25 protein-coding genes are annotated in these 22,563 nt (G+C 62.3%); 11 read left to right on the top strand and 14 right to left on the bottom strand.

Going from position 1 to position 22,563, the window contains the following annotated elements:
• Positions 1-83 precede the first annotated feature (83 nt).
• Complete coding sequence (locus ACYVKM_RS07125) at positions 84-920, top strand: energy transducer TonB (protein ID WP_460876917.1); 837 nt, start codon at positions 84-86, stop codon at positions 918-920.
• Between the two features lie 77 nt (positions 921-997).
• Here ACYVKM_RS07125 and ACYVKM_RS07120 read toward each other — a convergent pair whose 3' ends face one another.
• Together ACYVKM_RS07120 and ACYVKM_RS07115 are read right to left on the bottom strand one after the other, a co-directional pair.
• Complete coding sequence (locus tag ACYVKM_RS07120) at positions 998-1,159, bottom strand: hypothetical protein (protein ID WP_460876916.1); 162 nt, start codon at positions 1,157-1,159, stop codon at positions 998-1,000.
• A complete protein-coding gene (locus tag ACYVKM_RS07115; protein WP_460877796.1) occupies positions 1,156-2,220 on the bottom strand; it encodes an MBL fold metallo-hydrolase in 1,065 nt (354 codons plus the stop codon). Before ACYVKM_RS07115 ends, ACYVKM_RS07120 begins: the two co-directional genes overlap by 4 nt.
• 171 nt (positions 2,221-2,391) lie before the next feature.
• Between ACYVKM_RS07115 and ACYVKM_RS07110 the strand changes: the two genes are divergently transcribed.
• Positions 2,392-3,000: a TetR/AcrR family transcriptional regulator gene (locus ACYVKM_RS07110; RefSeq protein WP_460876915.1), complete on the top strand. Its 609-nt coding sequence runs from the start codon at positions 2,392-2,394 to the stop codon at positions 2,998-3,000.
• Positions 3,001-3,056: 56 nt separating this feature from the next.
• On the opposite strand, the gene ACYVKM_RS07105 is transcribed toward ACYVKM_RS07110, so the two are convergent.
• Together ACYVKM_RS07105 and ACYVKM_RS07100 are read right to left on the bottom strand one after the other, a co-directional pair.
• Positions 3,057-4,445, bottom strand: a complete 1,389-nt coding sequence (locus tag ACYVKM_RS07105) for a M28 family metallopeptidase (RefSeq protein WP_460876914.1) — start codon at positions 4,443-4,445, stop codon at positions 3,057-3,059.
• A 15-nt stretch (positions 4,446-4,460) separates the two neighbouring features.
• Positions 4,461-4,757 carry a hypothetical protein gene (locus tag ACYVKM_RS07100; RefSeq protein WP_460876913.1) on the bottom strand — a complete coding sequence of 99 codons (297 nt, stop codon included), beginning with the start codon at positions 4,755-4,757 and terminating at the stop codon, positions 4,461-4,463.
• A 297-nt stretch (positions 4,758-5,054) separates the two neighbouring features.
• Between ACYVKM_RS07100 and ACYVKM_RS07095 the strand changes: the two genes are divergently transcribed.
• The gene (locus ACYVKM_RS07095; RefSeq protein ID WP_460876912.1) at positions 5,055-5,525 is read left to right on the top strand and encodes a cupin domain-containing protein; all 471 of its coding nucleotides are present in this window, start codon (positions 5,055-5,057) and stop codon (positions 5,523-5,525) included.
• A gap of 36 nt (positions 5,526-5,561) precedes the next feature.
• Here the strand turns inward: ACYVKM_RS07095 and ACYVKM_RS07090 are convergent, their stop codons facing one another.
• The 7 genes from ACYVKM_RS07090 to ACYVKM_RS07060 all read right to left on the bottom strand — a co-directional run bounded on the left by ACYVKM_RS07090 (position 5,562) and on the right by ACYVKM_RS07060 (position 13,053).
• Positions 5,562-7,262: a GGDEF domain-containing protein gene (locus ACYVKM_RS07090; RefSeq protein WP_460876911.1), complete on the bottom strand. Its 1,701-nt coding sequence runs from the start codon at positions 7,260-7,262 to the stop codon at positions 5,562-5,564.
• A gap of 90 nt (positions 7,263-7,352) precedes the next feature.
• A complete protein-coding gene (locus tag ACYVKM_RS07085; protein WP_460876910.1) occupies positions 7,353-7,730 on the bottom strand; it encodes a hypothetical protein in 378 nt (125 codons plus the stop codon).
• A 223-nt stretch (positions 7,731-7,953) separates the two neighbouring features.
• Entirely contained in the window at positions 7,954-9,669 is a 1,716-nt protein-coding gene (locus ACYVKM_RS07080) for a diguanylate cyclase (RefSeq protein WP_460876909.1), read from the bottom strand.
• 116 nt (positions 9,670-9,785) lie between these two features.
• The gene (locus ACYVKM_RS07075) at positions 9,786-10,085 is read right to left on the bottom strand and encodes a hypothetical protein (protein WP_460876908.1); all 300 of its coding nucleotides are present in this window, start codon (positions 10,083-10,085) and stop codon (positions 9,786-9,788) included.
• Between the two features lie 188 nt (positions 10,086-10,273).
• Positions 10,274-11,086 carry an SAM-dependent methyltransferase gene (locus ACYVKM_RS07070; protein ID WP_460876907.1) on the bottom strand — a complete coding sequence of 271 codons (813 nt, stop codon included), beginning with the start codon at positions 11,084-11,086 and terminating at the stop codon, positions 10,274-10,276.
• Between the two features lie 213 nt (positions 11,087-11,299).
• Positions 11,300-11,929 (bottom strand): RNA 2',3'-cyclic phosphodiesterase, encoded by a 630-nt coding sequence (thpR, locus tag ACYVKM_RS07065; RefSeq protein ID WP_460876906.1) that lies wholly within the window; start codon positions 11,927-11,929, stop codon positions 11,300-11,302.
• A 296-nt stretch (positions 11,930-12,225) separates the two neighbouring features.
• Positions 12,226-13,053, bottom strand: coding sequence for a DUF3014 domain-containing protein (locus ACYVKM_RS07060; protein WP_460876905.1), 828 nt, complete (start codon positions 13,051-13,053; stop codon positions 12,226-12,228).
• Positions 13,054-13,204: 151 nt separating this feature from the next.
• Here ACYVKM_RS07060 and ACYVKM_RS07055 point away from each other — a divergent pair, with 151 nt between their 5' ends.
• The gene (locus ACYVKM_RS07055; protein ID WP_460876904.1) at positions 13,205-13,510 is read left to right on the top strand and encodes a hypothetical protein; all 306 of its coding nucleotides are present in this window, start codon (positions 13,205-13,207) and stop codon (positions 13,508-13,510) included.
• Positions 13,511-13,736: 226 nt separating this feature from the next.
• On the top strand, positions 13,737-14,234 hold the full coding sequence (locus ACYVKM_RS07050; RefSeq protein WP_460876903.1) for a hypothetical protein: 498 nt from the start codon (positions 13,737-13,739) through the stop codon (positions 14,232-14,234).
• Between the two features lie 186 nt (positions 14,235-14,420).
• Here ACYVKM_RS07050 and ACYVKM_RS07045 read toward each other — a convergent pair whose 3' ends face one another.
• The 3 genes from ACYVKM_RS07045 to ACYVKM_RS07035 all read right to left on the bottom strand — a co-directional run bounded on the left by ACYVKM_RS07045 (position 14,421) and on the right by ACYVKM_RS07035 (position 16,458).
• Complete coding sequence (locus ACYVKM_RS07045; RefSeq protein ID WP_460876902.1) at positions 14,421-15,182, bottom strand: ABC transporter permease; 762 nt, start codon at positions 15,180-15,182, stop codon at positions 14,421-14,423.
• A complete protein-coding gene (locus ACYVKM_RS07040; RefSeq protein ID WP_460876901.1) occupies positions 15,179-16,105 on the bottom strand; it encodes an ABC transporter ATP-binding protein in 927 nt (308 codons plus the stop codon). The genes ACYVKM_RS07045 and ACYVKM_RS07040 overlap by 4 nt, the downstream gene beginning before the upstream one ends.
• 164 nt (positions 16,106-16,269) lie before the next feature.
• A complete protein-coding gene (locus ACYVKM_RS07035) occupies positions 16,270-16,458 on the bottom strand; it encodes a CsbD family protein (protein ID WP_460876900.1) in 189 nt (62 codons plus the stop codon).
• 337 nt (positions 16,459-16,795) lie between these two features.
• Between ACYVKM_RS07035 and ACYVKM_RS07030 the strand changes: the two genes are divergently transcribed.
• From ACYVKM_RS07030 to ACYVKM_RS07005, 6 genes are all read left to right on the top strand, one after another.
• Positions 16,796-18,376, top strand: coding sequence for a phospholipase D-like domain-containing protein (locus ACYVKM_RS07030; RefSeq protein WP_460876899.1), 1,581 nt, complete (start codon positions 16,796-16,798; stop codon positions 18,374-18,376).
• A gap of 253 nt (positions 18,377-18,629) precedes the next feature.
• Positions 18,630-19,001 (top strand): DUF5329 family protein, encoded by a 372-nt coding sequence (locus tag ACYVKM_RS07025; protein WP_460876898.1) that lies wholly within the window; start codon positions 18,630-18,632, stop codon positions 18,999-19,001.
• A 172-nt stretch (positions 19,002-19,173) separates the two neighbouring features.
• On the top strand, positions 19,174-20,535 hold the full coding sequence (locus ACYVKM_RS07020) for a sensor domain-containing protein (protein WP_460876897.1): 1,362 nt from the start codon (positions 19,174-19,176) through the stop codon (positions 20,533-20,535).
• A 199-nt stretch (positions 20,536-20,734) separates the two neighbouring features.
• Positions 20,735-21,502: a TIGR00266 family protein gene (locus ACYVKM_RS07015; protein WP_460876896.1), complete on the top strand. Its 768-nt coding sequence runs from the start codon at positions 20,735-20,737 to the stop codon at positions 21,500-21,502.
• Positions 21,503-21,700: 198 nt separating this feature from the next.
• Positions 21,701-22,375: a PadR family transcriptional regulator gene (locus tag ACYVKM_RS07010; protein WP_460876895.1), complete on the top strand. Its 675-nt coding sequence runs from the start codon at positions 21,701-21,703 to the stop codon at positions 22,373-22,375.
• Between the two features lie 57 nt (positions 22,376-22,432).
• The gene (locus tag ACYVKM_RS07005; protein WP_460876894.1) at positions 22,433-22,561 is read left to right on the top strand and encodes a hypothetical protein; all 129 of its coding nucleotides are present in this window, start codon (positions 22,433-22,435) and stop codon (positions 22,559-22,561) included.
• Positions 22,562-22,563: the final 2 nt, after the last annotated feature.

Here is a 22,563-nt window from a genome sequence, read left to right as displayed (position 1 = left end):
CTCTTCGCCTGGTGCGATCCCTGGCCAGGATCGCTAGACTTGGTCGAAGTACCCAGGGAAGCACACGGATGAAACGAGGGTTGATGGGGCTGTTCTGCGTCTTGATGGCATGCGCGGCCTGGGCCGAAAGTCCGGCGGAAGTCCGCAAGCAGACCGAGGCGAGCATGCTGGTCACCGGATCGATTGACGTCATGCCGGACGGCGGCGTCCAGGGCTATGCCCTCGATCATGCCGACCAGCTTCCTCCCACCGTCGTCCAGCTCATTCAGCAAAACGTGCCCAACTGGAAGTTCCGGTTCGATAGCCCGCAGGTCGCCGCGACGAAAGCAAAGATGAGTTTGCGTCTCCTCGCCAAGCGCATCGACGATACCCATGATGCGATCAGCATCTCGGCCGCGCAGTTTGGCCAGGACGACAAGGTTCCCGGCGAAAACGTCAGCTTCAAGACCAGGCTGCAACCCCGTTATCCCGCACGCGCCGTGCACTCGAAAGTCTCCGGCACGGTCTATCTGCTGCTGCGTGTCGGACGTGATGGCCGGGTCGAGGATGCCGCGGCCGAGCAGGTCAACCTGACGGTCTACGCCAGCGGTCGCGACATGCAGTTATTCCGCGACGATCTCGCCAGAGCGGCACTCGCAGCGGCCAGCGAGTGGACTTTCCATACCCCTACCACCGGCAAGCATGTTGCTGACGATTACTGGGTGGCAAAGGTGCCGGTCAATTTCGACATGCGTCCACGCGGCGCCCGTGAAGATGTGCCATACGGCAAGTGGCAGGCTTATGTGCCGGGACCGCGCCGGCTGGTGCCATGGGTCGAAAAGAAAAAACTGCTGACCGGAGCGGCGGATGCGGTGCCGGATGGCGGTCTCTACCAGATCAACCAGGGCTTGCAGCTGACCACACCACTCGGGGGCGCCTGAACCGGCAGGCGCATGAGTTGCCGTTTCTCCGTGCAAACGGATGCCACGCGCATCTGTTTGCATCGGCGTTCGCTCGATCACACCGCCTTGAACGCCGCACTGGTCAGTTGCGCCACCACCGCGTCGCGGGCCTGCGCCAGCGCGAGTGCGGTTTCGTGGCCGAGACCACTGTTGGCAGCGGTGACCACGGCGAGCTTGCCTCGCTGGGAGAGCATGTCGCGAGTAGTCCAGGTGCTCATGCGCCATGTTCCTGCGCGATATGGGTTGCATGGTTGAAAGCCATATCGGTTTCGAAGGCTCGCCACCACGGCGCTTGCAGAACGGAATCGGGTCGCACGGTTTCGCCCGGACGCGGCTGCACCAGCTGCACGCACTGCTCCGCCGCCAGCGCGCGGACACGCTCGGCCGGCTCGTCCCAGCGGTGCATGGCCAGGTCGAACGTGCCCCAATGCACCGGCATCATCGTGCGGCCGCGCACCAGTTGATGTGCGGCGATCGACTGCTCCGGCTGCATGTGCACGTCCGGCCACAACTCGTTGTACGCGCCGCATTCGATCAGGGTGAGGTCGAACGGCCCGTAGCGTTCGCCGATCTCGGCAAAACCTGCGTGCATGCCGGTATCGCCGCTGAAGAACAGCCGCTCACGCGTGCCGAGCACGGTCCAGGATGCCCACAGTGTCGAGTTGCCATCGCGCAGGCCGCGGCCGGAAAAGTGCTGTGCCGGCGTAGCCGCGAAGGTGAGCGGACCGAATGTCGCTTCCTGCCACCAGTCCAGTTCGATCACACGTTCGGCTTCGATGCCCCAGGCGATCAGGCGCCGCCCCACGCCGAGCGGCGTGTAGAAGCGGCCGACCTTGCCGGCCAGCGCGCGGATGGTGTCGCGATCCAGGTGATCGAAATGATCGTGCGACAGCAGTACGGCGTCGATCCGCGGAAGCTGCGCCACGGTCAGCGCCGGCGGCGTGAAACGCTTCGGCCCGGCGAACGGCAGCGGCGAAGCGCGCTCGCCCAGCACCGGATCGGTGAGCAGTCGCAGGCCGTCGATCTCGATCAAGGTGGCGGAGTGGCCGAGCCAGGTTACCCGCAGTGCCTGCGACGCCGGACCGTTCAACACGTCCGCGCGCACCGGCGTCACCGGCAGCGAATTGCGTGGCTTGCGCCGGATGCCGCGATTCGCCCAGAACTCGCGCATCACCGCAGGCAGGCTGCCGGCGCGGGTGTCGGCCACGTTGCGAAAACGGCCGGCGCGCCAGGCGATGGAACCGGCGTAGCTGGCGTCACCAGGTGTTCGGCGTGCCATCGTGCGCCAGACCGCAAGCGCAAGGCCAAGCACCGCAACGATGATAAGACCGGCTGTCATAAGACCAGTTGCCATCACGGGACACTCCGTCAGAAAGTAAACGATGTCGTATACTTTATGCCGCCCCATATAGAAAGTAAACTACTCCGTATACTTTCCAGGAAGCCGCCTTTGAACCGCAGCCTCAACAAGCGCAACGCCATGCTCGACGCCGGCATCGCCGAACTCGCCGAACATGGGCTGGCCGGAGCCAGCATGGAATCCATCGCCGGCCGTGCCGAAGTCTCCAAGCGCACGCTGTACAAGCACTTTCCGTCCAAGGAAGCGGTGTTCGAGGCTGTACTGACGCTGCTGATCGAGCGGGTCGATCCGCTCGGCAAGCTGCACTACGACAAAAAGCGCGACTTCGCCGAACAGCTGCGCGAGATCGCCGAACAGGAAATGCAGTTGATCTGCGATCCCGACTTCGTGCGGCTGAGCCGCGTGCTCATGGTCGAGTGCATGCGCTCGGAAGAGCGCAGCCTGAGCCTGATGGCGCAGTTCGGCGAAAAGGAGAACGGCCTGTTCCGCTGGTTCGGCGAAGCGGGCAAGGCCGGCAAGCTGGGCAAGCTCGATCCGCGCGCGATCGCCGACCTGTTTGTGGCGATGCTGAAGTCAGGCGTCTACTGGCATTCGGTGATCGGGTGGCAACCTGCACCGAACAAGGCGATGCAGAAGCGCGTCATCGACGAAGCCTGCCTCACCTTGCTGAGTCGGCTGGAGCAGGCCCGCTCGCGCTGAGCGGGCCCTTAGTTACTGCGGGAATGTGGGCGCCGGCACGGCAACCGGCGCATCCCTCATTTCGTCGCGTCGGCGCCGGATTTGTCGTGCGGCATCATCGCCTCGCGCCTGGCGCGGAACGGGCTGTCGGGATACCACGTCGGCCACACGCCGGGCTGGCTCAACCGCTGGCCCAGTTCGTACAGTGCCTGGGTGTCCTCGAGAATGCCGGAGTAATCCCAGTGCGGATTGAACACGTCGTTCGGCGTGTGATAGCGGTGCGCTGTATAGTCATCCGCCGCCTTCTGCCCCGCTGCCTTGCCGCCATCGAGCAGGTCGAGACCCGAGCTGGCCAGCATCGCCGGCACACCGGCCTTGGCGAAGTTGAAATGATCGGAGCGGAAGTAGAAGCCGTTCTCCGGCGTGGTTTCCGGCGAGATCACCCGACCCTGCGCCTTCAGTACATCGGCCAGCATGTCCTCCAGTTGCGACTGGCCCTTGCCGATCACCGTCATGTCATGGGCACGGCCGATGATCGGCAATGCATCGACCGCGATATCGGCCACCGTCCTGTCCAGCGGGAACACCGGCTTGGCCGCGTAATACTGCGAACCGAGCAGACCCGACTCCTCCATCGTCGGCATGAAGAACAATACGCTGCGCGGTGGCAGTGTCTGCTGGTGGGCGAATGCATCGGCCAGTTCCAGCAACATGGTCAGGCCGGTACCGTTGTCGATTGCGCCGCTGAAGACCTGATGTCCCTTGCGCGTGGGATCGGTGCCCAGATGGTCCCAGTGCGCGGTAAAGATCACCGCCTCGTCGGGCTTCGTGCTGCCCTTGACCATCGCCACCACATTCTTCGATTCGAGGTGGCCGATCTTGTTGCGCAGGCTGATCGAGGCGGTGGCATCGAGCGGCACCGGCTTGAAGCCTGGTTTCGCCGCGGCCTTTTCCAGCTGGCCGAAGTCGAGGCCGGCATCGGCGAACAGTCGCGTGGCGGCATCGCGGGTCAGCCAGCCGGCCACCGGCAGGCGCGGCGACGGATCGACGCTGGCCGGCAGGCTCAACTGCGGGCCGCTGCCGCTGTTCTGCAGCACGCTGAACGGATAACCCGCCGCCGCATCGCTGGTATGCACGATGAAGCACGCAGCCGCGCCCTTCAGTGCCGCCTCTGCATACTTGTAGGTCCAGCGGCCGTAGTAGGTCATTGCGCGGCCGTTGAACAGTTTCGGATCGCCGGTGGCAAAGCCCGGATCGTTGACCAGCACGATCACCGTCTTGCCCTTCACGTCGACGCCCCGGTAATCGTTCCAGTGCCAGTTCGGCGCATCGACGCCATAGCCCAGGAACACCACGGGCGAGTTCTTCAGATCGACCTGGGGCTTCGCCTGCAGCGTCTCGGCCATCATGTCGGTGTGGTAGGCGAACTTCGCCGGCTTGCCGTGCGCCGTGATGTCCAGCGTCACATCGGTATTCAGTAGCTAGGTGGAGTCGGCAGGCACCGCCTGATACCAGGAGCCGTGGTTGCCTGGTTGCAAGCCCATGCGCTTGAACTGCTCGACCAGCCAGTCGGTGGTGCGCTGCGCGCCGATCGTGCCGGGCTTGCGTCCGCCGAATGCATCCGAGCTGAGCGTCTTGTCGAACTGCGCGAAGTCCGCGGCGTTGATCTGTGGCGCCAGCGCAACCTCGACAGGTGGTGGATGGGCGTGAGCCGCTGGAGTCACCGCCATCAATGAGCTGGCGCCAGTACCCAGGGCGATGAAGAGAACAGTGGTCATGACGCGCATCGGTGGACTCCTGTACCGGACAAGCCACCGTTTTAGCGCGCCTACCCGCCGCTGTCCACGCATGTCTCGCGCTAGTGGCAGCGTACGAACTTGCTATCGCCGCGCCTGCAATGCGTCGAACACGATCTTCGATGACCGCGCCACGGGTTTTCGATAGATTGCACACACTGCCGGCGATGCCCGGGACTTGCCCGCACGCAACTGCTGCCCGGTACATCATCGCCGGGCATGCCGCCGCATCCACAACCGACCCGACACGAAATCCCATCCAGCAGGACGAGCCACGACATGCCCCGTATCGACGTCACTACCGTTTCAGAACGCACCGGCTCAGGCTATCCGGCACCGTTCGCTGCCGACGCCAGCGCGCGCAGCAAACTGGCGCTGGGCGACGCGGGAGGATTGAGCGATTTCGGTGTCAACCTCACGCAGTTGCCGCCAGGCGCATGGTCGAGCCAACGGCACTGGCATACCCACGAGGACGAATTCGTCTACGTGCTGACGGGCGAGCTTGTCCTGATCACCGATGCTGGCGAACAGACGCTGCGCGCGAACGACTGCGCCGCGTTTCCCAAGGCCGTGGCCGACGGCCATCACCTGATCAACCGTGGTACGGAAACCGCCGTCTATCTGGAAATAGGCTCACGCCGCGAGAACGACAGCTGCAGCTACCCCGACATCGACCTGCATTGGGACCCGCAGGCAGGCTATACGCACAGGGATGGCACGCCCTACCCCAAGCCGCCAGGCAAGGCATGAAACCACCAAGCCACAGACGCTGCTTGCTTCCGCAAATCAGCCTGCCCGCGCGTAAGCGTCCCGCGTTTCGGAGACGCTGGCACTGACCCGGTTGCGACCTTCACGCTTGGCCCGGTACAGCGCCTCGTCGGCATGGATCAGCAGCTGGCGCAGCTCGTAGCCGGAATGCACCACGCTGGAGACACCGAAGCTGGCGGAAATCGGGATGCCGGGAGCATCTTCGCCAGCGGCAACGGTGGCAATCGCCACGCGGATCTGCTCGGCACGGACGAGAACCTGTTCCAGCGTGTACTCCGGCAAGAGGATGCCGAACTCCTCGCCACCAAGGCGGCCGAAGATGTCGGTCGAGCGCAGGTAGGTCTTGCAGGCCTCGACGGCCCGCAGCAGCACGCGATCGCCAACGGCGTGGCCGTGGGTGTCGTTGACGGCCTTGAAATGATCCAGGTCGATCAGCACCAGACAGGCACCACGTGACGATTTCCGGCAGTACTGCAGCTGCAGCCCGGCCTCGTTGAGGAAGTGCTGCCGGTTGAAGATACCGGTGAGGCCATCGCGCCGCGCCAGCTTCATGAAGCGCAGCTGCGAGCGCTTGATCTTGTAGGTCCACAACGCGATCGACGCCAACACCAGCAGCAGCAGCACGATGTATAGCCGGCTGGTTTCGGTCGCCTTCTTGGCCAGCTTCTGCTGCAGCGTGAGGATCTGGTTCTGCTTGTTCAGCGTGTCGATCTGCAGCTTTTTCGCCAGCACCTGCTGCTTGACGGTCTGGTAGGCCAGAGCCTTCGCGCTCACATCGTTCAGATAGCCCTTGTCGGCCGCCATGTATTTTTCGTGATAGCTCAGTGCGGCGTCCAGATCGCCCTGCTTCTTGCTGATCTGATAGAGCAAGGCATAGGCGCTGGCCAGTGACTTGGTGAACTCGTTCTTGACGCCACTGCCAATAGCGGCTTCGGCATACTGTTTTGCCTGCGCGGCATCCCCTTCATTCCAGTACGCCTGCGCCAGCGTCGCATCAAATTCCGAGATCTGTTCCGGGTAACCGATGCGCTGGACGTCGGCATAGTGCTTCTGCAAAAGCTTGATCGCCGCGGACGATTGACCATATTGAATGTCAAAACTCGCCACATTGGCGCGAATGCCATTGGCGTAGAGGAATTCCGATGCCTTGCTGCAGGCGTCAATGGCCTCACGGGACTGCTTGCCGAATGTTGCGAACTTGCCGCTCTCATACAGCGATTGAACCTGCAAAGCTCTGGCTTTGCAGCCGCCATCCCCATCCGGATTCTCCCGGAGCATCTGATTCGCATATGTCAGGCCAAGATCGTATTGGCCAGCCTCGTTGTATAGGAGCGTAGCAACACCCAGACCCTGTATGCGGGCATCCTTGTCGACAATCTGCGGCAGCTGATCCAGCAACTGACTCACCTGCGCGAACGCTTCCTCATAGTGGGATCCGATGGCAAGCATGTTCACCAGGGTCGTACCCGCACGAAACCGCAACGTGGCATCCATGGATTCTGCGATGACCGCATTCAACAGCGGTGTGGCGGTTTCGTAGTCCCCTTGGTAACCAACCTCCCATGCCTGGAGGTAGCGCAAATGCATTTGCTGCTGCGGAGAAAGCGTGGCCGCCTCGGCGCCGAGCCGCTTCATCAGTCGCACGAACTCGGGATGATCAGACGTCTTGACGCTGTCCGCCTGCTTGAGCAGTTGCGCCGAATCATCGGATATGGGCACGGCCGCAACGGCCGTGCCCATCAGCAGAGCCGCGAGCAAGATCCAGCCGGCAAGGTATGCCCGGCGCTGGCTGCCCGAGGGAGACATCGACTAGGCCGCCGAGATTCCGGTGCGAAGCCCGCTGTGCTCAGGGGCTTCATCCGGCTCCTTTGACGGAGTCTCCTCGTCCTCGTCGCCTTCCTCTTCATCCTCTTTGCCTGGCAAAAAATAGCCGCAAACAGGAGCCTGTTTCAGCAACGTTTCCAGCTGCGCCGGGTCGTTGGCAAGAATAGCCGCCTGCAACCCCGGGGCAATCTCCGCACTGGTCAATGCCAGTTCCACTTCATCCTGCGATGCATGACGCAACTGCGCGTCCTGTCCCACCCGTTCCAGAAAATCGATGACGTCGGTCATTGCCTGCCCCCTGACAGTTGGTTGTTTTGAAACGCACAGCGATGGCCAATGATTTGACCAGATACGTTCGACCAAGGCCCCTATCCCCCTCGGATAGACCGAATTGTGGCATATCGCAGGTCTCTGCCGGTGACGGCGCGCATATTCCAGTATTGCCGGCAATGATCGCCAGAGCGGCGGCATCGCAGGCCGTCCGCCATGCTCTTTCGTAAGCCCTATGCCTTTTGTTTCACCAGGTCCGCGTCTGGAAATCGGATGGCAGCGGCAAACACTCCAGCCGCACCGGAAATTCAGCCCGTCAGGCGCATTCCGGCTGGCCGACCACGCTGACCCGGTTGCGGCCTTCGCGCTTGGCCCGGTACAGCGCCTCGTCGGCATGGATCAACAGCTGGCGCAGTTCGTAACCGGAATGCGCCACGCTGGAAACGCCGAAGCTGGCGGAAATCGGTATGCCCGGAGCATCTTCGCCGGCAGCCGTGGTCGCAATCGCCAGGCGGATCTGCTCGGCGCGAACGACCACCTGCTCCAACGTACACTCGGCCAGTAGAATGCCGAACTCCTCGCCGCCGAGACGACCGAAGATGTCGGTCGAGCGCAGATAGGTCTTGCAGGCCTCGACGGCACGCAATAGCACGCGATCGCCCACGGCATGGCCGTGGGTGTCGTTGACGGCCTTGAAATGATCCAGGTCGATCAGCACCAGGCAGGCATCGCGTGACGATTTCCGGCAGTACTGCAACAGCAGCTCGGCCTCGTTGACGAAATGCTGCCGGTTGAAGATGCCGGTGAGGCCATCACGCCGCGCCAGCCTCATGAAGCGCAACTGCGAACGCTTGATCCTGTAGGTCCATAGAGCGATCGACGCCAGCACCAGCAGCAGCAGCACGATATACAGCCGACTGGTTTCCACCGCTTTCTTGTTGAGCTTCTGCTGCAGCGTGAGGATCTGGTTCTGCTTGTTCAGCGTCTCGATCTGCAGCTTTTTCGCCAGCACCTGCTGCTTGACGGTCTGGTATGCCAACGCCTTCGCGCTGACATCATTCAGATAGCCCTTGTCAGCAATCATGTAGTCTTCGAGGTAGGCAAGAGCTTCGCTCAAGTCGCCTTGCTTCTTCTCGGTCTGGTACAAAACCTGATAAGCAGAGGCCGTCGACTCGGAATATACCCCACCGATTCCCTTGTTGTTTTCAACAACGCGAAGCGCATGCAATTTTGCCAGCTCGGCATCGCCACTTTTCCAGTAAGCCTGCGCCAGCAGCTCGTCAAAATCAGAAACAAGCGGCGGATAGCGTTTACGCTGAACATCTGCGTAGTTGTCTTGCAACAAACTGATGGCTTCGGCAGTCATCCCCCGCTGGATGTCATACCTGGCGACAACTGATTTGAACATGCCAGCAATCAGGATATTGCCGGCTCGACCACAAGCTGCCATGCCGTCGCGAATTTGTTCGTCAGCGGTTTGCAACCGCCCCGCCCGGAGAAGTGCATCGAGCTTGTAGTACCACCCGATACAGGCACTCTTCGGATTATCGCTTTCCTTGAGCAATTGCTCCGCATAGTTGACTGCCAAGTCGTATTGCCCCGCCTCAAGGTACAACTGCGAAGCAACGCCAAGGGTTTGTATGCGAACCCGGCTTTCGGTTATTTGCGGAAGCTTTTCCAGAAGCGGACTCAGCCGGGCAAATGCCTCCTCATATCGGGATTGCGTCACCAGAAGGTCCACTTCTGTTGCAGCAGCACGGAACGACAGGACGGGATCCTCTGACTGATCCGCAATTGCCTTCATCAAGGGAAGTGCCGTTTTGAAGTCCCCACGAAAGACAACCTGCCGTGCGTCAAGATAGCGCCGGTGCAATTGCTGCTGGGGGGAAAGCTTCAACTTGCCATCATCAAGCCGCTGCATCAGTGCAGTGAACTCATTGATGTCATTCGACTCGGCGCCATCGGCCAGTTTGAGAAGTTGTGCAGGATCCTCAGATAAAGGGGCGTGCTGCAGTTCGACCGCGGTAGCCACTCCTGCAAATGCAAGCAACCATATTGCCCACATGACGAGAAGTAGGCAGCAGCTTGTCCTCTGCCGTGACATTTACTTGGCCACCCATGTCCCCACTGCAGCCAGGGTCATATGAGTCACTCTTTGGGTGCCTTTGATGGCTTTTTCTTGACCTTGTCCTTACCGTCTTTGTCATCCTTGCCTTTGTCGTCCTTGTCGCCCTCACCCTCGTCTTCCTTGCCCGGGTTGATGTAACAGCAAAAGGGAGCCTGCCCCAGCAGCGCCTGCAACCCCTGTCCATCCCTGGCAAGAATCGCGATGCGCAACTCCTGATCAATCTGCGCCCCAGTCAATGCGACCGTCAGTGCATCCGAGTCAGCATGACGCCACTGTGCGTCCTGGCCGACAGTTTCAAGAAAATCGATCACATCAAACATCGGTCATTCCCCTGATATCTGCATGGTTGAGAGCTGGTCACCTGACCAGAGGCACCGTAGCGTCTTGCAGACCTCTCTTCCCCTGTGCGCTTCTGCCGCGTCGCTTCATTGCACGCAGTGAGCCTTTGCCGCCCCGTCAGACTGAAAATACACCATCGATCCTACGTTGCACACGACAAATCGGATTTTCATGGCTCCAGACTAGCCATCGCCTGATCCAGCGCCGACAGCCGCGCCCGAACCTCGTGATCGACCTGCATGGGACGCACGGGTGGCAGCACCATCGTATCGGCCATGTCCACGTCAGCCTGCGGCAGCGCAGCAAGTAGCAACCGCTCGATCCGCGCCCGCTGAATCGGCAAGGTCGGAGCGCGGTAAAGCGTTATCTCATGCTCCAGCGGGTAGTCGCGCGCCAGCACATCGACCAGCACCTGCCTGTAAGCGGAGCCGGTGGAGAAGCGCGCCAGCGACTGATCACCGACCAGGCCCACCTGCCACAGCACCAGATAGGCGGTCGGATCGATCCGGCGCTGGTAGAACAGCAGTTGGCTGGCCTCGTAGTGCTGGCAGCCGAAACGACCCGGGTCGATGCCGAGATCCGCGTACAGGCAGTCTTCGGCGGAGATGCCCGGTTCCATGTGCGCCGGATAACCCTCGCTGCGGGCGACCTCGATCGACTTGTGTGGTGCCCAGGCGAATACGCCGGGATGGCCGTAGAACACCCCGCACACCTTCTTGCCCGCACGCACCTCGGTGAGGATGGCATCGACCATCTGCCGATAGGTCTGCATGCGCGACTTGCCCTCGTGATAGTACGGCTGCAGGCTGCGTACATCCGGATGCATGCGGCTCAGCCACATTTCGACGATGCCGTCGGAAAGACCGGCAAACACCACGTCCGACTGTTCGATGTGGCTGCGCGCCAACGGACTGATGTGGGAGCCCAGCGTCATGCCAAGGCCGACGCAAACCAGACTTCCAGGTAAACGGGTTGTTTCCATATTTTGTACTCGACAGGTTTATGCACGAGGTGCGCAACTGAAGGGAACCTCGAAAACCCCACATTTTGTCGTCATCCCGGCGAGGCCCAGGATCCAGGCCGCTGGCGTGAAAGGTCAAATGGGTAACCAGCTTCGCTGTTGTGAAGCGATTCCGGCCTTCGCCGGAATGACGTCATTGGAGCGTTTTTCGAGATTCCCTAAAGCGGGCAGTCGTCAAAGCGGGCAGTCGTCCGCCAGTCGCCAGCGCCCCAGAATCTGGTAACCACCCTGCCCGACCACGCTGTGGACGAGCACGAAGTCCGTCACCGGCCACTCCACCGCCTCGACCTCCGCCTCGACCTCCGCCGGCTCCAGCATCGTGCCATGGCTGTAGGCCAGAGTGACATGCGGAGTGAAATTGCGTTCGAGCCGCGCGCCCTGTCCCGCCAGCGCCAAGGCCTTGCCCAGCGTCGACCACAGCCGCAGCAGCGGCTCGCAAGTTTCTACGCCGCGTAGCACGCAGGGCGGCTCTCGACCACGGAAGCTGGTGACGCCGTCCAGCATCCAGGTGAACGGCGCGACACCTATCTTGTCGGCCGCGGCGATCGCGCCATCGACCAGGGATGGCCGCAACGCCGCGTGGTCGCCCAGGAAATGCAAGGTGGCGTGATAGCGATCCGGATGGATCCAGCGCGCGCGCAGTCCCGGACGCGAAACCCGGAACGCACCGGCAACGCCCGCCAGCCGCTCACGCGTGGCGTCATCGGGCATCAGCGCGAAGAACAGCCGATGCACTTCAGTGGAGGCGATACCGCCGAGCAGATCGGACTGATGGGTGTCAGGCAGGGTTTGTCGAATGGGCATCCGCTTTTTGTAGCACGCCGGCCGCATGGTTGTGCAAGCAACTGTCGTCCGGGCCGATCGGCCACCGGACCCGAACCGAAGGAACGCTAATGAAGGTCTGATCAATCGACTTCTTCTTCGTCATCCCAGCGAAAGCTGGGATCCAGTGTCTGTAGACCATCGAACACAAAGGCGCTGGATTCCTGCTTGACCAGCTTTTGGCTATTGAAAAGCACCTCGCAGGAATAACGAACAAAATCAGAGCTTCCTTGGCCGATGCACCCGGCCTCACCCGCTGACGTGACGACCCTTCATGCTCATCCGGGCGGCAGCTTCTGCCCGGTCAGTTGCGCACGGATGGCACGCAGCTTCAGCTTGATCTTCGCCTCGTTGGCCGGGCCGGTGCGCAGCAGCAGCCGCTGCCCGGCCGACAGTGACTCCAGCGCGGGATCGGCATAGACGTAGAACGCGCGGGACCGCACCAGGGCCGCCGGCCGGGCCAGTTCCGGCGCTGCCAGCATGTCGTCGATCGCCGCGATCAACCGGTCGTTGAAGTAACCGTGGGGATAACCCAGCTGGCGGTAGGCCTGCTGGAACAGCGGATAGGCATGCACGTACCAGGCAACCAGCGCCTTCGGGTCGGCGCTGTCCACGATCTGCATGTAGGGTGCGTAGCGTGCTGCGTTCTGTTCGCTGATCACGGTCTGGCCGTCGAGCCCGGTCGTGGCGAAGGCACCCTTCGGGGTATGCAACGGCAACATCAGGGTGCCCAGCTCGTGGCGCGGCAGCGTATCGATGGTCGCCACGATGCGCGCGATGACCTGCTGTGGCAGCAGCAGCGAACGCAGGTCGCCGCCTCCGGCCAGCGTGGTGAGCGCCGCCACCACACTGGCGTCGCTGTCGTCCAGTGCCGGCAAGGGTGCAGTTGACGCGCTGGCCGGTGCGCTGGCCTGGGCAATCGGATGCTGGATCGATGAGGTCGCGACACTCGCCGGCGCCGATGAAGGAGAAGCAGGCTGTGCTGCCTTGGTGATGGGCATATCCGGATGAAGCGCCTTGTACGCCAGATACGCGCCTGCCGCGACCACGGCCAGTACCACGACCACGGCGCCGATCCAGCTTCCCACCGATGCTTGTCTACGCATGCGCTGTTCCATTTGAGGTTCAGTGACAGGTTGGACTGGCACAAGGCCGATTCGTTCATCCGTTCATGGGGAAACCCTGAACAGGAAAACGATCACCGCTATGCTGGCGGCGACCGTAGCTGGGTGGCTGGCAGGTCATCAAAGGCCTCTCATGAAAGCCCTGCTGATCATCCTGCTGCTGGCGATGCCGTTCTATATCGTGTGGTACCACGCACGCATGAAATCCATGCTTGCCGCATGGGCGAAGGCCAACCGGTTCACCATCCTCGAGGCTCGCCGAGGATTCTTTCCACCGCTGCGGATGCTGCTGACCACGAGCCGCGAACAGGCCCTGATGCACGTCAAGGTCTACGACGAGTCGACGCATCGCATTCGCAGCGGCTGGCTGCGGCTGGGCAGCTACTGGTGGGGTCTGCTGGATGCCGACGCGATCGAAGTTCGCTGGGAAAACGAATGAACAGTATCCGCACCGGAGCGGTTATCTGACGGCGCACTCGCTTTGATGCGCGTGATATGGCTTCTTTTCATGACGAACTATCGGCTGCCGACGTCTCGCGTTCCGATAACAACCGGCTCACGTGTACATGACGGTATCGCAACGAAAATAGGCATTGAACACAGCCCAGCCAGCGCCTGAGTCTCGCGGCGCGAGTTTTGCTTTGCCGAAGCGGTGGGAGGCCACCATGAAAACCCGCTACGTGTTCAGCACGCCCGATCTCCTGGCAGCGCGTACCGCCATGCAGGCGGCGCGGGATGCCGGCATTGATGACCGCGACATTTCGCTGGTTGCCCGCGAGGACATCGAGCTGCAACGCATCCCCGATCACCTGATGCAGGGCCGCAATGATTTCTACCCGGCCGCGTTGCGCGGCGGCGCCTGCGGCGGCGGCACCGGGCTGCTGCTCGGACTGATTGCCGTGGTCGTGCCGCCGCTGGGTGTAACGCTTGCCGGCGCTGCAGCGATGACCGTGGCCGGCGCGGTGTTCGGCTGCTGGATCGGCGAACTGGTCGGCTTCGAGGTACCCGATGCGGTCAGTCGCAAATTCAAGCACGAGATCGCCGCCGGCCGCATCCTGGTGGTGGTCGACGCCGGCAAGGAACAGCTCGCGATGGCGACCGCCGCGATGATGCATACCGGCGCCACGCCGCTGCCGTTCCACGCGCACACCGTGCTGAGCTGAATCGCCTCAGGCATTTATCTTAAGTAGAGAGCCCCACTTTTCGTCATTCCTGCGAAAGCAGGAATCCAGTGCCTTCGCTCTACCTATCACCCTTGGAGTCGCTGGATTCCTGCTTTCGCAGGAATGACGAGCTTTAAGTACAAGTAAGTGCTATTCGGCTCAGGTCTTCACTACGGGCCTTCGATTTCAGGCCTTCAGGCGATAACCGGTGCGGAAGATCCACCACACGATGGCGAGACAGAGCGCGAGAAACACCAGGGTCATGCCCATGCTGATGCCCACGCCCACGTCGGACACGCCGTAGAAACTCCAGCGGAAGCCGCTGATCAGGTACACCACCGGGTTGAACAGAGTGACCTTCTGCCACAACGGCGGCAGCATGTGGATCGAGTAGAAGCTGCCGCCAAGGAAGGTCAACGGCGTGACCACCAGCAACGGCACCAGCTGCAGCTTCTCGAAATTGTCCGCCCAGATGCCGATGATGAAACCGAACAGGCTGAAGGTGAGCGCGGTGAGTATCAGGAAGGCCAGCATCCACAGCGGGTGCTCGATCTGGAACGACACGAACAGCCGCGCCGTGGCCAGGATGATCAGGCCGAGAATGATCGACTTGCTCGCCGCCGCGCCGACATAACCGGCCACGATCTCGATCGACGACACCGGCGCCGACAGGATCTCGTAGATCGTGCCGACGAACTTCGGAAAGTAGATGCCGAACGATGCATTGGAGATGCTCTGCGTCAGCAGCGACAGCATGATCAGCCCGGGCACGATGAAGGCACCATAGCTGACCCCGCCGATCGCCGTCATGCGAGAACCAATCGCGGCGCCGAACACCACGAAATACAGCGAGGTGGAGATGACCGGGGACACGACGCTCTGCAGCAGGGTGCGCCGGGTGCGGGACATCTCGAAGCGGTAGATCGCACGGATGGCGTGGATGTTCATGCGCGCTCCCTCACCAGGCTGACGAAGATGTCCTCCAGCGAACTCTGCCTGGTCTGCAGATCCTTGAAGTCGATGCCGGCTTCGCCGAGCCGGCGCAGCAGCACGTCGATACCGGTGTGCTCGCCCTGCGCGTCGAAGGTGTAGACCAGCGCCTTGCCGTCCGCCGACAGCTCCAGCGGATAACCGGAGAGCGCCTCGGGAATGCTGGCCAGCGGACTCTGCAGATGCAGCGTGAGTTGCTTGCGACCGAGCTTGTTCATCAGCTCCGCCTTGTCCTCGACCAGGATCAGCTCGCCCTTGTTGATCACGCCGATGCGATCGGCCATTTCCTCGGCCTCCTCGATGTAGTGCGTGGTCAGGATGATGGTGACGCCGGTGGCGCGCAGCGAGCGCACCATCGTCCACATGTCGCGCCGCAGTTCCACGTCGACGCCGGCGGTGGGTTCGTCCAGGAACAGGATCTGCGGTTCGTGCGACAGCGCCTTGGCGATCATCACGCGACGCTTCATGCCGCCCGACAGCGTGAGGATCTTGCTGTCCTTCTTGTTCCACAGCGACAGTTCCTTCAGCACCTTCTCGATGTGCGCCGGGTTGGGCCCCTTGCCGAACAGGCCGCGGCTGAAGCTGACCGTGTTCCACACGGTCTCGAAGGCATCGGTGGTCAGCTCCTGCGGTACCAGGCCGATCTTTGCGCGCGCCGCGCGGTAATCGCGCACCACGTCGTGGCCATCGGCCAGCACGCTGCCCTCGCTGGGGTTGACGATGCCGCAGATGATGCTGATCAGTGTGGTCTTGCCGGCGCCGTTCGGACCCAGCAAGGCGAAAATCTCGCCCTGGCGGATCTCCAGGTCGATCTGTTTCAGCGCATGAAAGCCGGAAGCGTAGGTCTTGCTGAGTTGCCTGACGGAAATGATCGACTGCACGCGGGCTCCCGGGAGGATGCGGCGAAGGTGGAACGCCGATGGTATGACGGCCGCGCTCGCAGGGCTACCGTGTCGAAGACTCTCGATAGGCGACGGATCGTTCTGTCAACAGAACGGACGGCACACGCAGTCCGACCACGCGCCCGTCCGAACCTTGAGTCCACTCAGTGCTGACGCTTGTCCGCGTCACGTTGTTCATCGGCAGCCTTGCCTACTTCCTTCTGGATCTTGCCGACGTTCTTTTCCAGTTTGCCGGCAACTTCCTTCGCCTTGTTGCCGGTCACCTTGCCAACCACTTCCTTGGCCGTGCCCTTGATCTGGTGCTTGGTACCTTCGACGCGATTGTGATCCATGCGAAATCTCCGGGGGATGAGGCCTGCAGGATTGCAGACAGGCCCAGATATAGATGGACCCGGGTCGACAGTCCGTGACCGGGCCGTTGGCACGATGTTGTGCTGATGCTTGCGTTCAGCCAGGTGTGGCCTGCCCGCCCCGCTGCCGGCTGAAGAGCCGGGTACGATCAACCTCGCGCCACGTTCACAGCACCGGGCACACATTGCCTTCACGCCCGAATCCGTATCCAGCCCGTCGGGCCAGCGTCTGCCGTGTGCGCCTCGTTCGACAGCAGGAGTGCACGGCATGCGACGGTAGACTGGAATGCGGTTCGACAGGGGGAACGATGTGAACTTGATGCTTCGGCGTACAGGTTTCATGGCTGCACTGGCGCTCGTCGTGATGGCACTCGGTGCCTGTTCATCGCTGCGTACCGACTATGTCAAGCAGCCGTCAAAGGCATTGCCGCCGGCCACGGGCACACCCAGTGGGCGCTACATCCATGCCCAGGTGGGACAGCATGTCGACGAGTCGGGCTTCCGCCTGCTCACGCTCAGCAACAACGCGTTGATGAGCCGTGTCGCGCTGGCCGACCACGCACAGCACTCCATCGATCTGCAGTACTACATCTTCAACAACGACGCGACCGGACGACTGGTAGCCCAGCGCCTGCTGGCAGCGGCAGACCGCGGCGTGCGCGTACGGCTCCTGCTCGACGACATCAATGTGCACAATGAAATCGACATGCTCGATGCGCTGGATGCGCACCCGAACATCGAGGTGCGACTGTTCAATCCGTTCCACACCCGCAACCCGTCCTTCCTGTCCAAGACCACGCAATTCCTGCTCGACGCACACCGGCTCAACCGCCGCATGCACAACAAGTCATTCATCGTGGACGGCAACGTGGCTGTGGTGGGTGGTCGCAATATCGGCGATCCCTATTTCGACGCCGGCAGCGACACCAATTTCCGCGATCTGGACCTGATCGCGATCGGGCCGGTGGTAAAGGAGGCCTCGCACGCCTTCGACGAATACTGGAACTGCGATGCGGCCTACCCGGTCACCGCCTTTCACGGAAAGCGAGCCAATCATTACGACCTTGCCAAACTGCGCGTGGATCTCGCCCACGATGCACGCACGTTCGCGCAGTCCGATTATGCGCAGGCAACGCTGGATCAGCTACCCGATGGACCTTCCAGCGACCGCCCGGGCGCGTGGTTCTGGGGGCCGGCCACGCTGGTCGCCGACCAGCCGGCCAAGATCGATGCCGATAACGCCAGGGACGAGCGGTCATTGCGCATCGGCCCGCACATCAAGTCGATGATCGACCAGGCACAACAGGATGTGCTGCTGATCTCGCCCTACTTCGTCCCCGGCGACCGTGGTTCGCACTATCTCACCAGCCTGGCTTCTCGCGGCGTGACCGTGAAGGTACTCACCAATTCGCTTGCCTCGACCGATGAGGCGGCCGTGCATGCAGGCTACTCGCGCTACCGGCGCGCGCTGCTCGAAGGCGGCGTCGACCTCTACGAACTGCGACCTGCCGCAGGTGTCGAACAGCCGGCAACCGCCAAGGGCACCTCCTCCGGCGTCAGCCTTCATGCCAAGGCGATCGTGGTGGACCAGCAGGTCGTGTTCATCGGCTCGATGAACATGGATCAGCGGTCGAAACTGCTCAACACCGAAATGGGCATCATCGTCGACTGTCCGCAGCTGGCGGTCGCGGTGACGCAGTTTTTCGATACGGCCACCCTGCCGGCCACGGCCTACCACGTAGTATTGACCGCACACGATTCGCCGCATGGCGGGAAGATGGAATGGCTGGCCAGCGATGGCGGCAAGCCGGTGGTCTACCACCGCGATCCGGAAGCCACCCTGAAACGGCGGCTGGAAGTGGATCTGCTCCGGCTCCTGCCGATCGAGGGAATGCTTTGATCGGTCACCTGACAGGATCGCGTAATCGAATGTCCGTCACCAACGACGGTTGCGAAACACGATACCTTGGCATCTTGAACAATCCGTTTTTGTCGTCATCCCGGCGAACGGTTGACAGAGCCCTGCAACGGCCGTGAAGCCATGACCAGCTTCGCTGTCTTGGAGTTCTTCCGGCCTTCGTCGGAGTGACGCCATGGGAAGGTCTTCGCGATTCCCACTTGCGGCACACCAACGCGTGTATCGGAGCAGACGCATGAACAGGATGATCGCGGCATGGCTGCTGTTCGGCTTGCTGGCCGTGCCGGCGTTCGGTCAGCAGGATGCCGAGCAGCAGAAGATCGCCTACCTCATCGACTCGGTGGCCGCCCTGAAGGATGCGGCCTTCATCCGCAATGGCACCGCTTACGATGCGGCACGCGCCGCCGATCACATGCGCCTGAAACTGCGCTTTGCCGGCGGCCGCGTAAAGACGGCGGAAGACTTCATCGTTTATTGCGGAACCGGCTCCTCGATGTCCGGCATCAAGTACAGCATCCGCTTCCACGACGGCCACACCATCGATTCAGCCACTTTCCTGCGCGACAAGCTTGCCGAGTACGAGGCGAGGGCCGGAGCAGCTCATTGACCATGTTGCGCGCGAACCTTGAAACTGCCCGACGGGAGTTGAGCCGTGGATTCATGCCGGCCGCCCATCGGCATGGTATGTGCTTGACTGACGCTATCCTTGCCAGCACGCGGTACATGACGCGATACATAGATAGATGGAAAAGAACGCCCGCCCACCCCTGATGAACGTCATGGACCTCCTGCTCGACGCGATCTGCATGGTCGACGTACAGGGACGCTTTATGTTCGTCAGTGCCGCATGCGAGCGCATTTTCGGCTACACATCCGAGGAAATGATCGGCCGGCAAATGCTCGACCTGGTGCTTCCCGAGGATCGGGCGAAGACCCTCGATGCCGCCTCGAGAGTCATGGCCGGACATCTCCAGCTCCATTTCGAGAACCGCTATGTGCGCAAGGATGGGCAGATCGTCCACATCATGTGGTCGGCCCGCTGGTCGGAAGCCGACCAGATGAGGATTGCGGTGGCGCGTGACATCACCGAACTCAAACACGCCGAGTCCATGCAGGCCGCGCTGCACGCCATTTCCGAAGCGGCACACTCGGCCGAAGACCTGCTTGCCCTGTTCCGGCGCATCCACCAGATCATCGGCGACCTGCTGCCGGCCGCCAATTTCTTCGTGGCCCTGTACGACGACAAGAAAGACCAGCTCAGCTTCCCCTATTTCGTCGACGAGCACGACGAGGCGCCCGCCCCTCGCAAGCTCGACTCCGGCACTCTCAGTGGAGAAGTCATCCGTACCGGCCAGGCCTTGCTGCTGACACCCGATACCCGGCTGACCCTGTCCGACCGTTCCGACACCCTCGTCGGCAGGGATTCACTGGATTGGCTCGGCGTTCCGCTTGTTTCGCAAAAGGGCGTCATCGGTGCACTCGTGGTGCAGAGCTACTCCGGCGAGGTGCGTTACAGCGAGCAGGACAAGGTATTGCTGCAGTTCGTCTCGGCACAGGTGGCCGCCGCCATCGAGCGCAAGCAGAACGAGACCTGGCTGCACCACATCGCACGCCACGACGCGCTGACCGACCTGCCCAACCGCGTGTTGTTCGATGACCGCCTGCGCACCGCGCTGGCCAGGGCCCGGGCGGACGGTGATCGGCTGTCCCTGATCTACATCGACCTGGACAGATTCAAGCAGGTGAACGACAGCCATGGTCATGCCACCGGCGATCTGCTGCTGCGCGAAGTAGGCCATCGCATCCGGCACTGCGTGCGCGACTCGGACACGATCGGACGCTTCGGCGGGGATGAATTCGTTGTCCTGCTCAGCAGCATCAAGCTGCCCGAACATGCGTCCATGGTCGCCGAGAAGATCCGTGCCTCGCTCAGCCAGCCCTTCGAACTGGCCGGAGAGTGTCTGCAGGTATCCGCGAGCCTCGGCGTCGCCGTCTTTCCCGAACACGGCGACGAGAACAAGCAGTTGATCCGGCAGGCCGATAGCGCGATGTACCGCGTCAAGAAAATGGGTGGCAACCGGTTCCTGGTGGCCGACCTGCAGGAGTCCGGCGGCGATCGTTGTGCTGACGGCACGGCGTAGACGTGGTGCAGCCAGCGACTGGCATGAAAAGTTGCCGCGACTCGCAGACAGGCCTGTTGCATGGCTGCCTTCGCCGATGATGCCAGTCCCATTGCACCCGTCGAATCCGGCGGCTACCAGCCGATATCGGAAAGCGTAAGATCCGCGAATCGTTCCGCCCGCGAATCCGGTTGCTGCCCACCATCATCAGGACCCCGCCATGCAGACTCGTATCCAGGGCACGGTAATGCCCGTGCTCGAAGTGCAGCTTGATCCCAACAACAGCGTCTACGCGGAGAGCGGCGAGCTCTCGTGGATGACGGCCTCGGTGCAGATGACCACGCACACCCAGATGGGTGGCGGCGGTGGCCTGCTTGGCATGTTCAAGCGGGCCGTGGGTGGCGGCAGCTTCTTCATGACCGAGTACCGCGCCGTGCAGGCCCCCGGCGAGGTGGCTTTTGCCACGAAAGTCCCCGGCCACATCGTGCCGGTGCCGGTAGGCCCGGGCAGCGAATACATGGTGCATCGCCACGGCTTTCTCTGCGCCACCCCGCAGGTCACCATCGGCGTGGGCTTCCAGCAATCGCTGGGTGCCGGCATCTTCGGCGGCGACGGCTTTCTGCTGCAGAAGATCGGCGGCACCGGCACGGCATGGCTGGAGCTGTCTGGCGAGCTGATCATGAAAAATCTGGCACCTGGCGAAACCTTGCGGGTTCATCCCGGCCACGTCGGCGCATTCCAGGCGTCGGTCGCCTTCCAGATCACCACGGTGCCGGGCATCAAGAACGCGATCTTCGGCGGCGATGGCATCTTCCTGGCTGCACTCACCGGCCCCGGCACGGTATGGCTGCAGACGCTTCCCATCTCGCGCCTGGCCCACCAGCTTGCCGAATACATGCCCCGCAGCGGGGGCCAGGCGGCCTCTGCCAGCGTGGGTGGCGGATTGCTGGGCGGCATCGTGGGCTCGATGCTGAGCGGCGACAACTAGGCGGTCACGTCGACACGGGCACCGCAGCGAGCCTGCGACCACATGCCGTTGCCCAGCTGCCGCGGGTAACCGTCTCCTGCCACAAGCATCGCCGGCTACCACACATTTCAGGCTGCTGTCGGCGGGCGGGCCACGCATTGCTTTCGATAGCTCTACGATATATCTTAAAGTTACTTCAACGATATATCGGAGCTTGTCATGCGCATGCGCCATCTGTTGCTCAACGCCCTGCATCATCACCATCACGGTCACGCCTTCGGACATGACGCGGGTTGGAGCGATCACGGACAGCACGACCATCACGAGCGCCATGCTGGCCGTGGCCCGTTCGGCGGCCACCACGGCGTCGGCGATTTCTTCGCCGACTGGAACGAAATGCGCGGTGGCGGCCGCCGTGGCGGTGGTGGCCGGATGTTCGGTCATGGCGACCTCAAGCTGCTGCTGCTGGCCCTGATCGAGCAGCAGCCACGCCATGGCTACGAACTGATCCGCACCATCGAGGACATGTTCCACGGCCAGTACTCGCCCAGTCCCGGCGCGATCTACCCCACCCTCACCATGCTGGAGGAACTCGGCTATGCCGAGGTTACCAACGAACAGGGCGGCCGCAAGCTGTACGCCATCACCGCCACCGGGCGGACCTATCTGGACGAGAACCGCGACGCGGTGGACGCGGTCACCGCGCGCACCGAGCACAGCGCCAGGATGGCGGCGAAGATGGCTGCGCCGATGAGCGTGCGCAAGGCGATGCATGCACTCAAGCATGCCCTGCTGATGCGCAGCAGCGAATGGAACAAGGCCGAGGCACAACGCGTGGCCGATATCCTGGAACGCGCTGCCAGCGCCATCGCCAGCGGTGAGCGCCGTGAATGAAACCGGCAGCGGCGCCCTGCCCGCCTGGCGGTGCGTGGCGGGTCGCAGGGTCTGCTGATGACCACCCCGTGCCGTGCCATCCTTGCCGCGATGCTGCGACTCGGCACGGTCCACAATGCGGCGGCATTGCTGCAGTCCGCACGCGAGCATCATCCCGCCCATCACCAGAGGCGGCGCGGCATATAAGC

It is taken from the genome of Rhodanobacter koreensis, from assembly GCF_054782855.1.
Note: the sequence above shows the minus strand (reverse complement) of the source record. Positions and strands in the feature narration are given on the sequence as shown.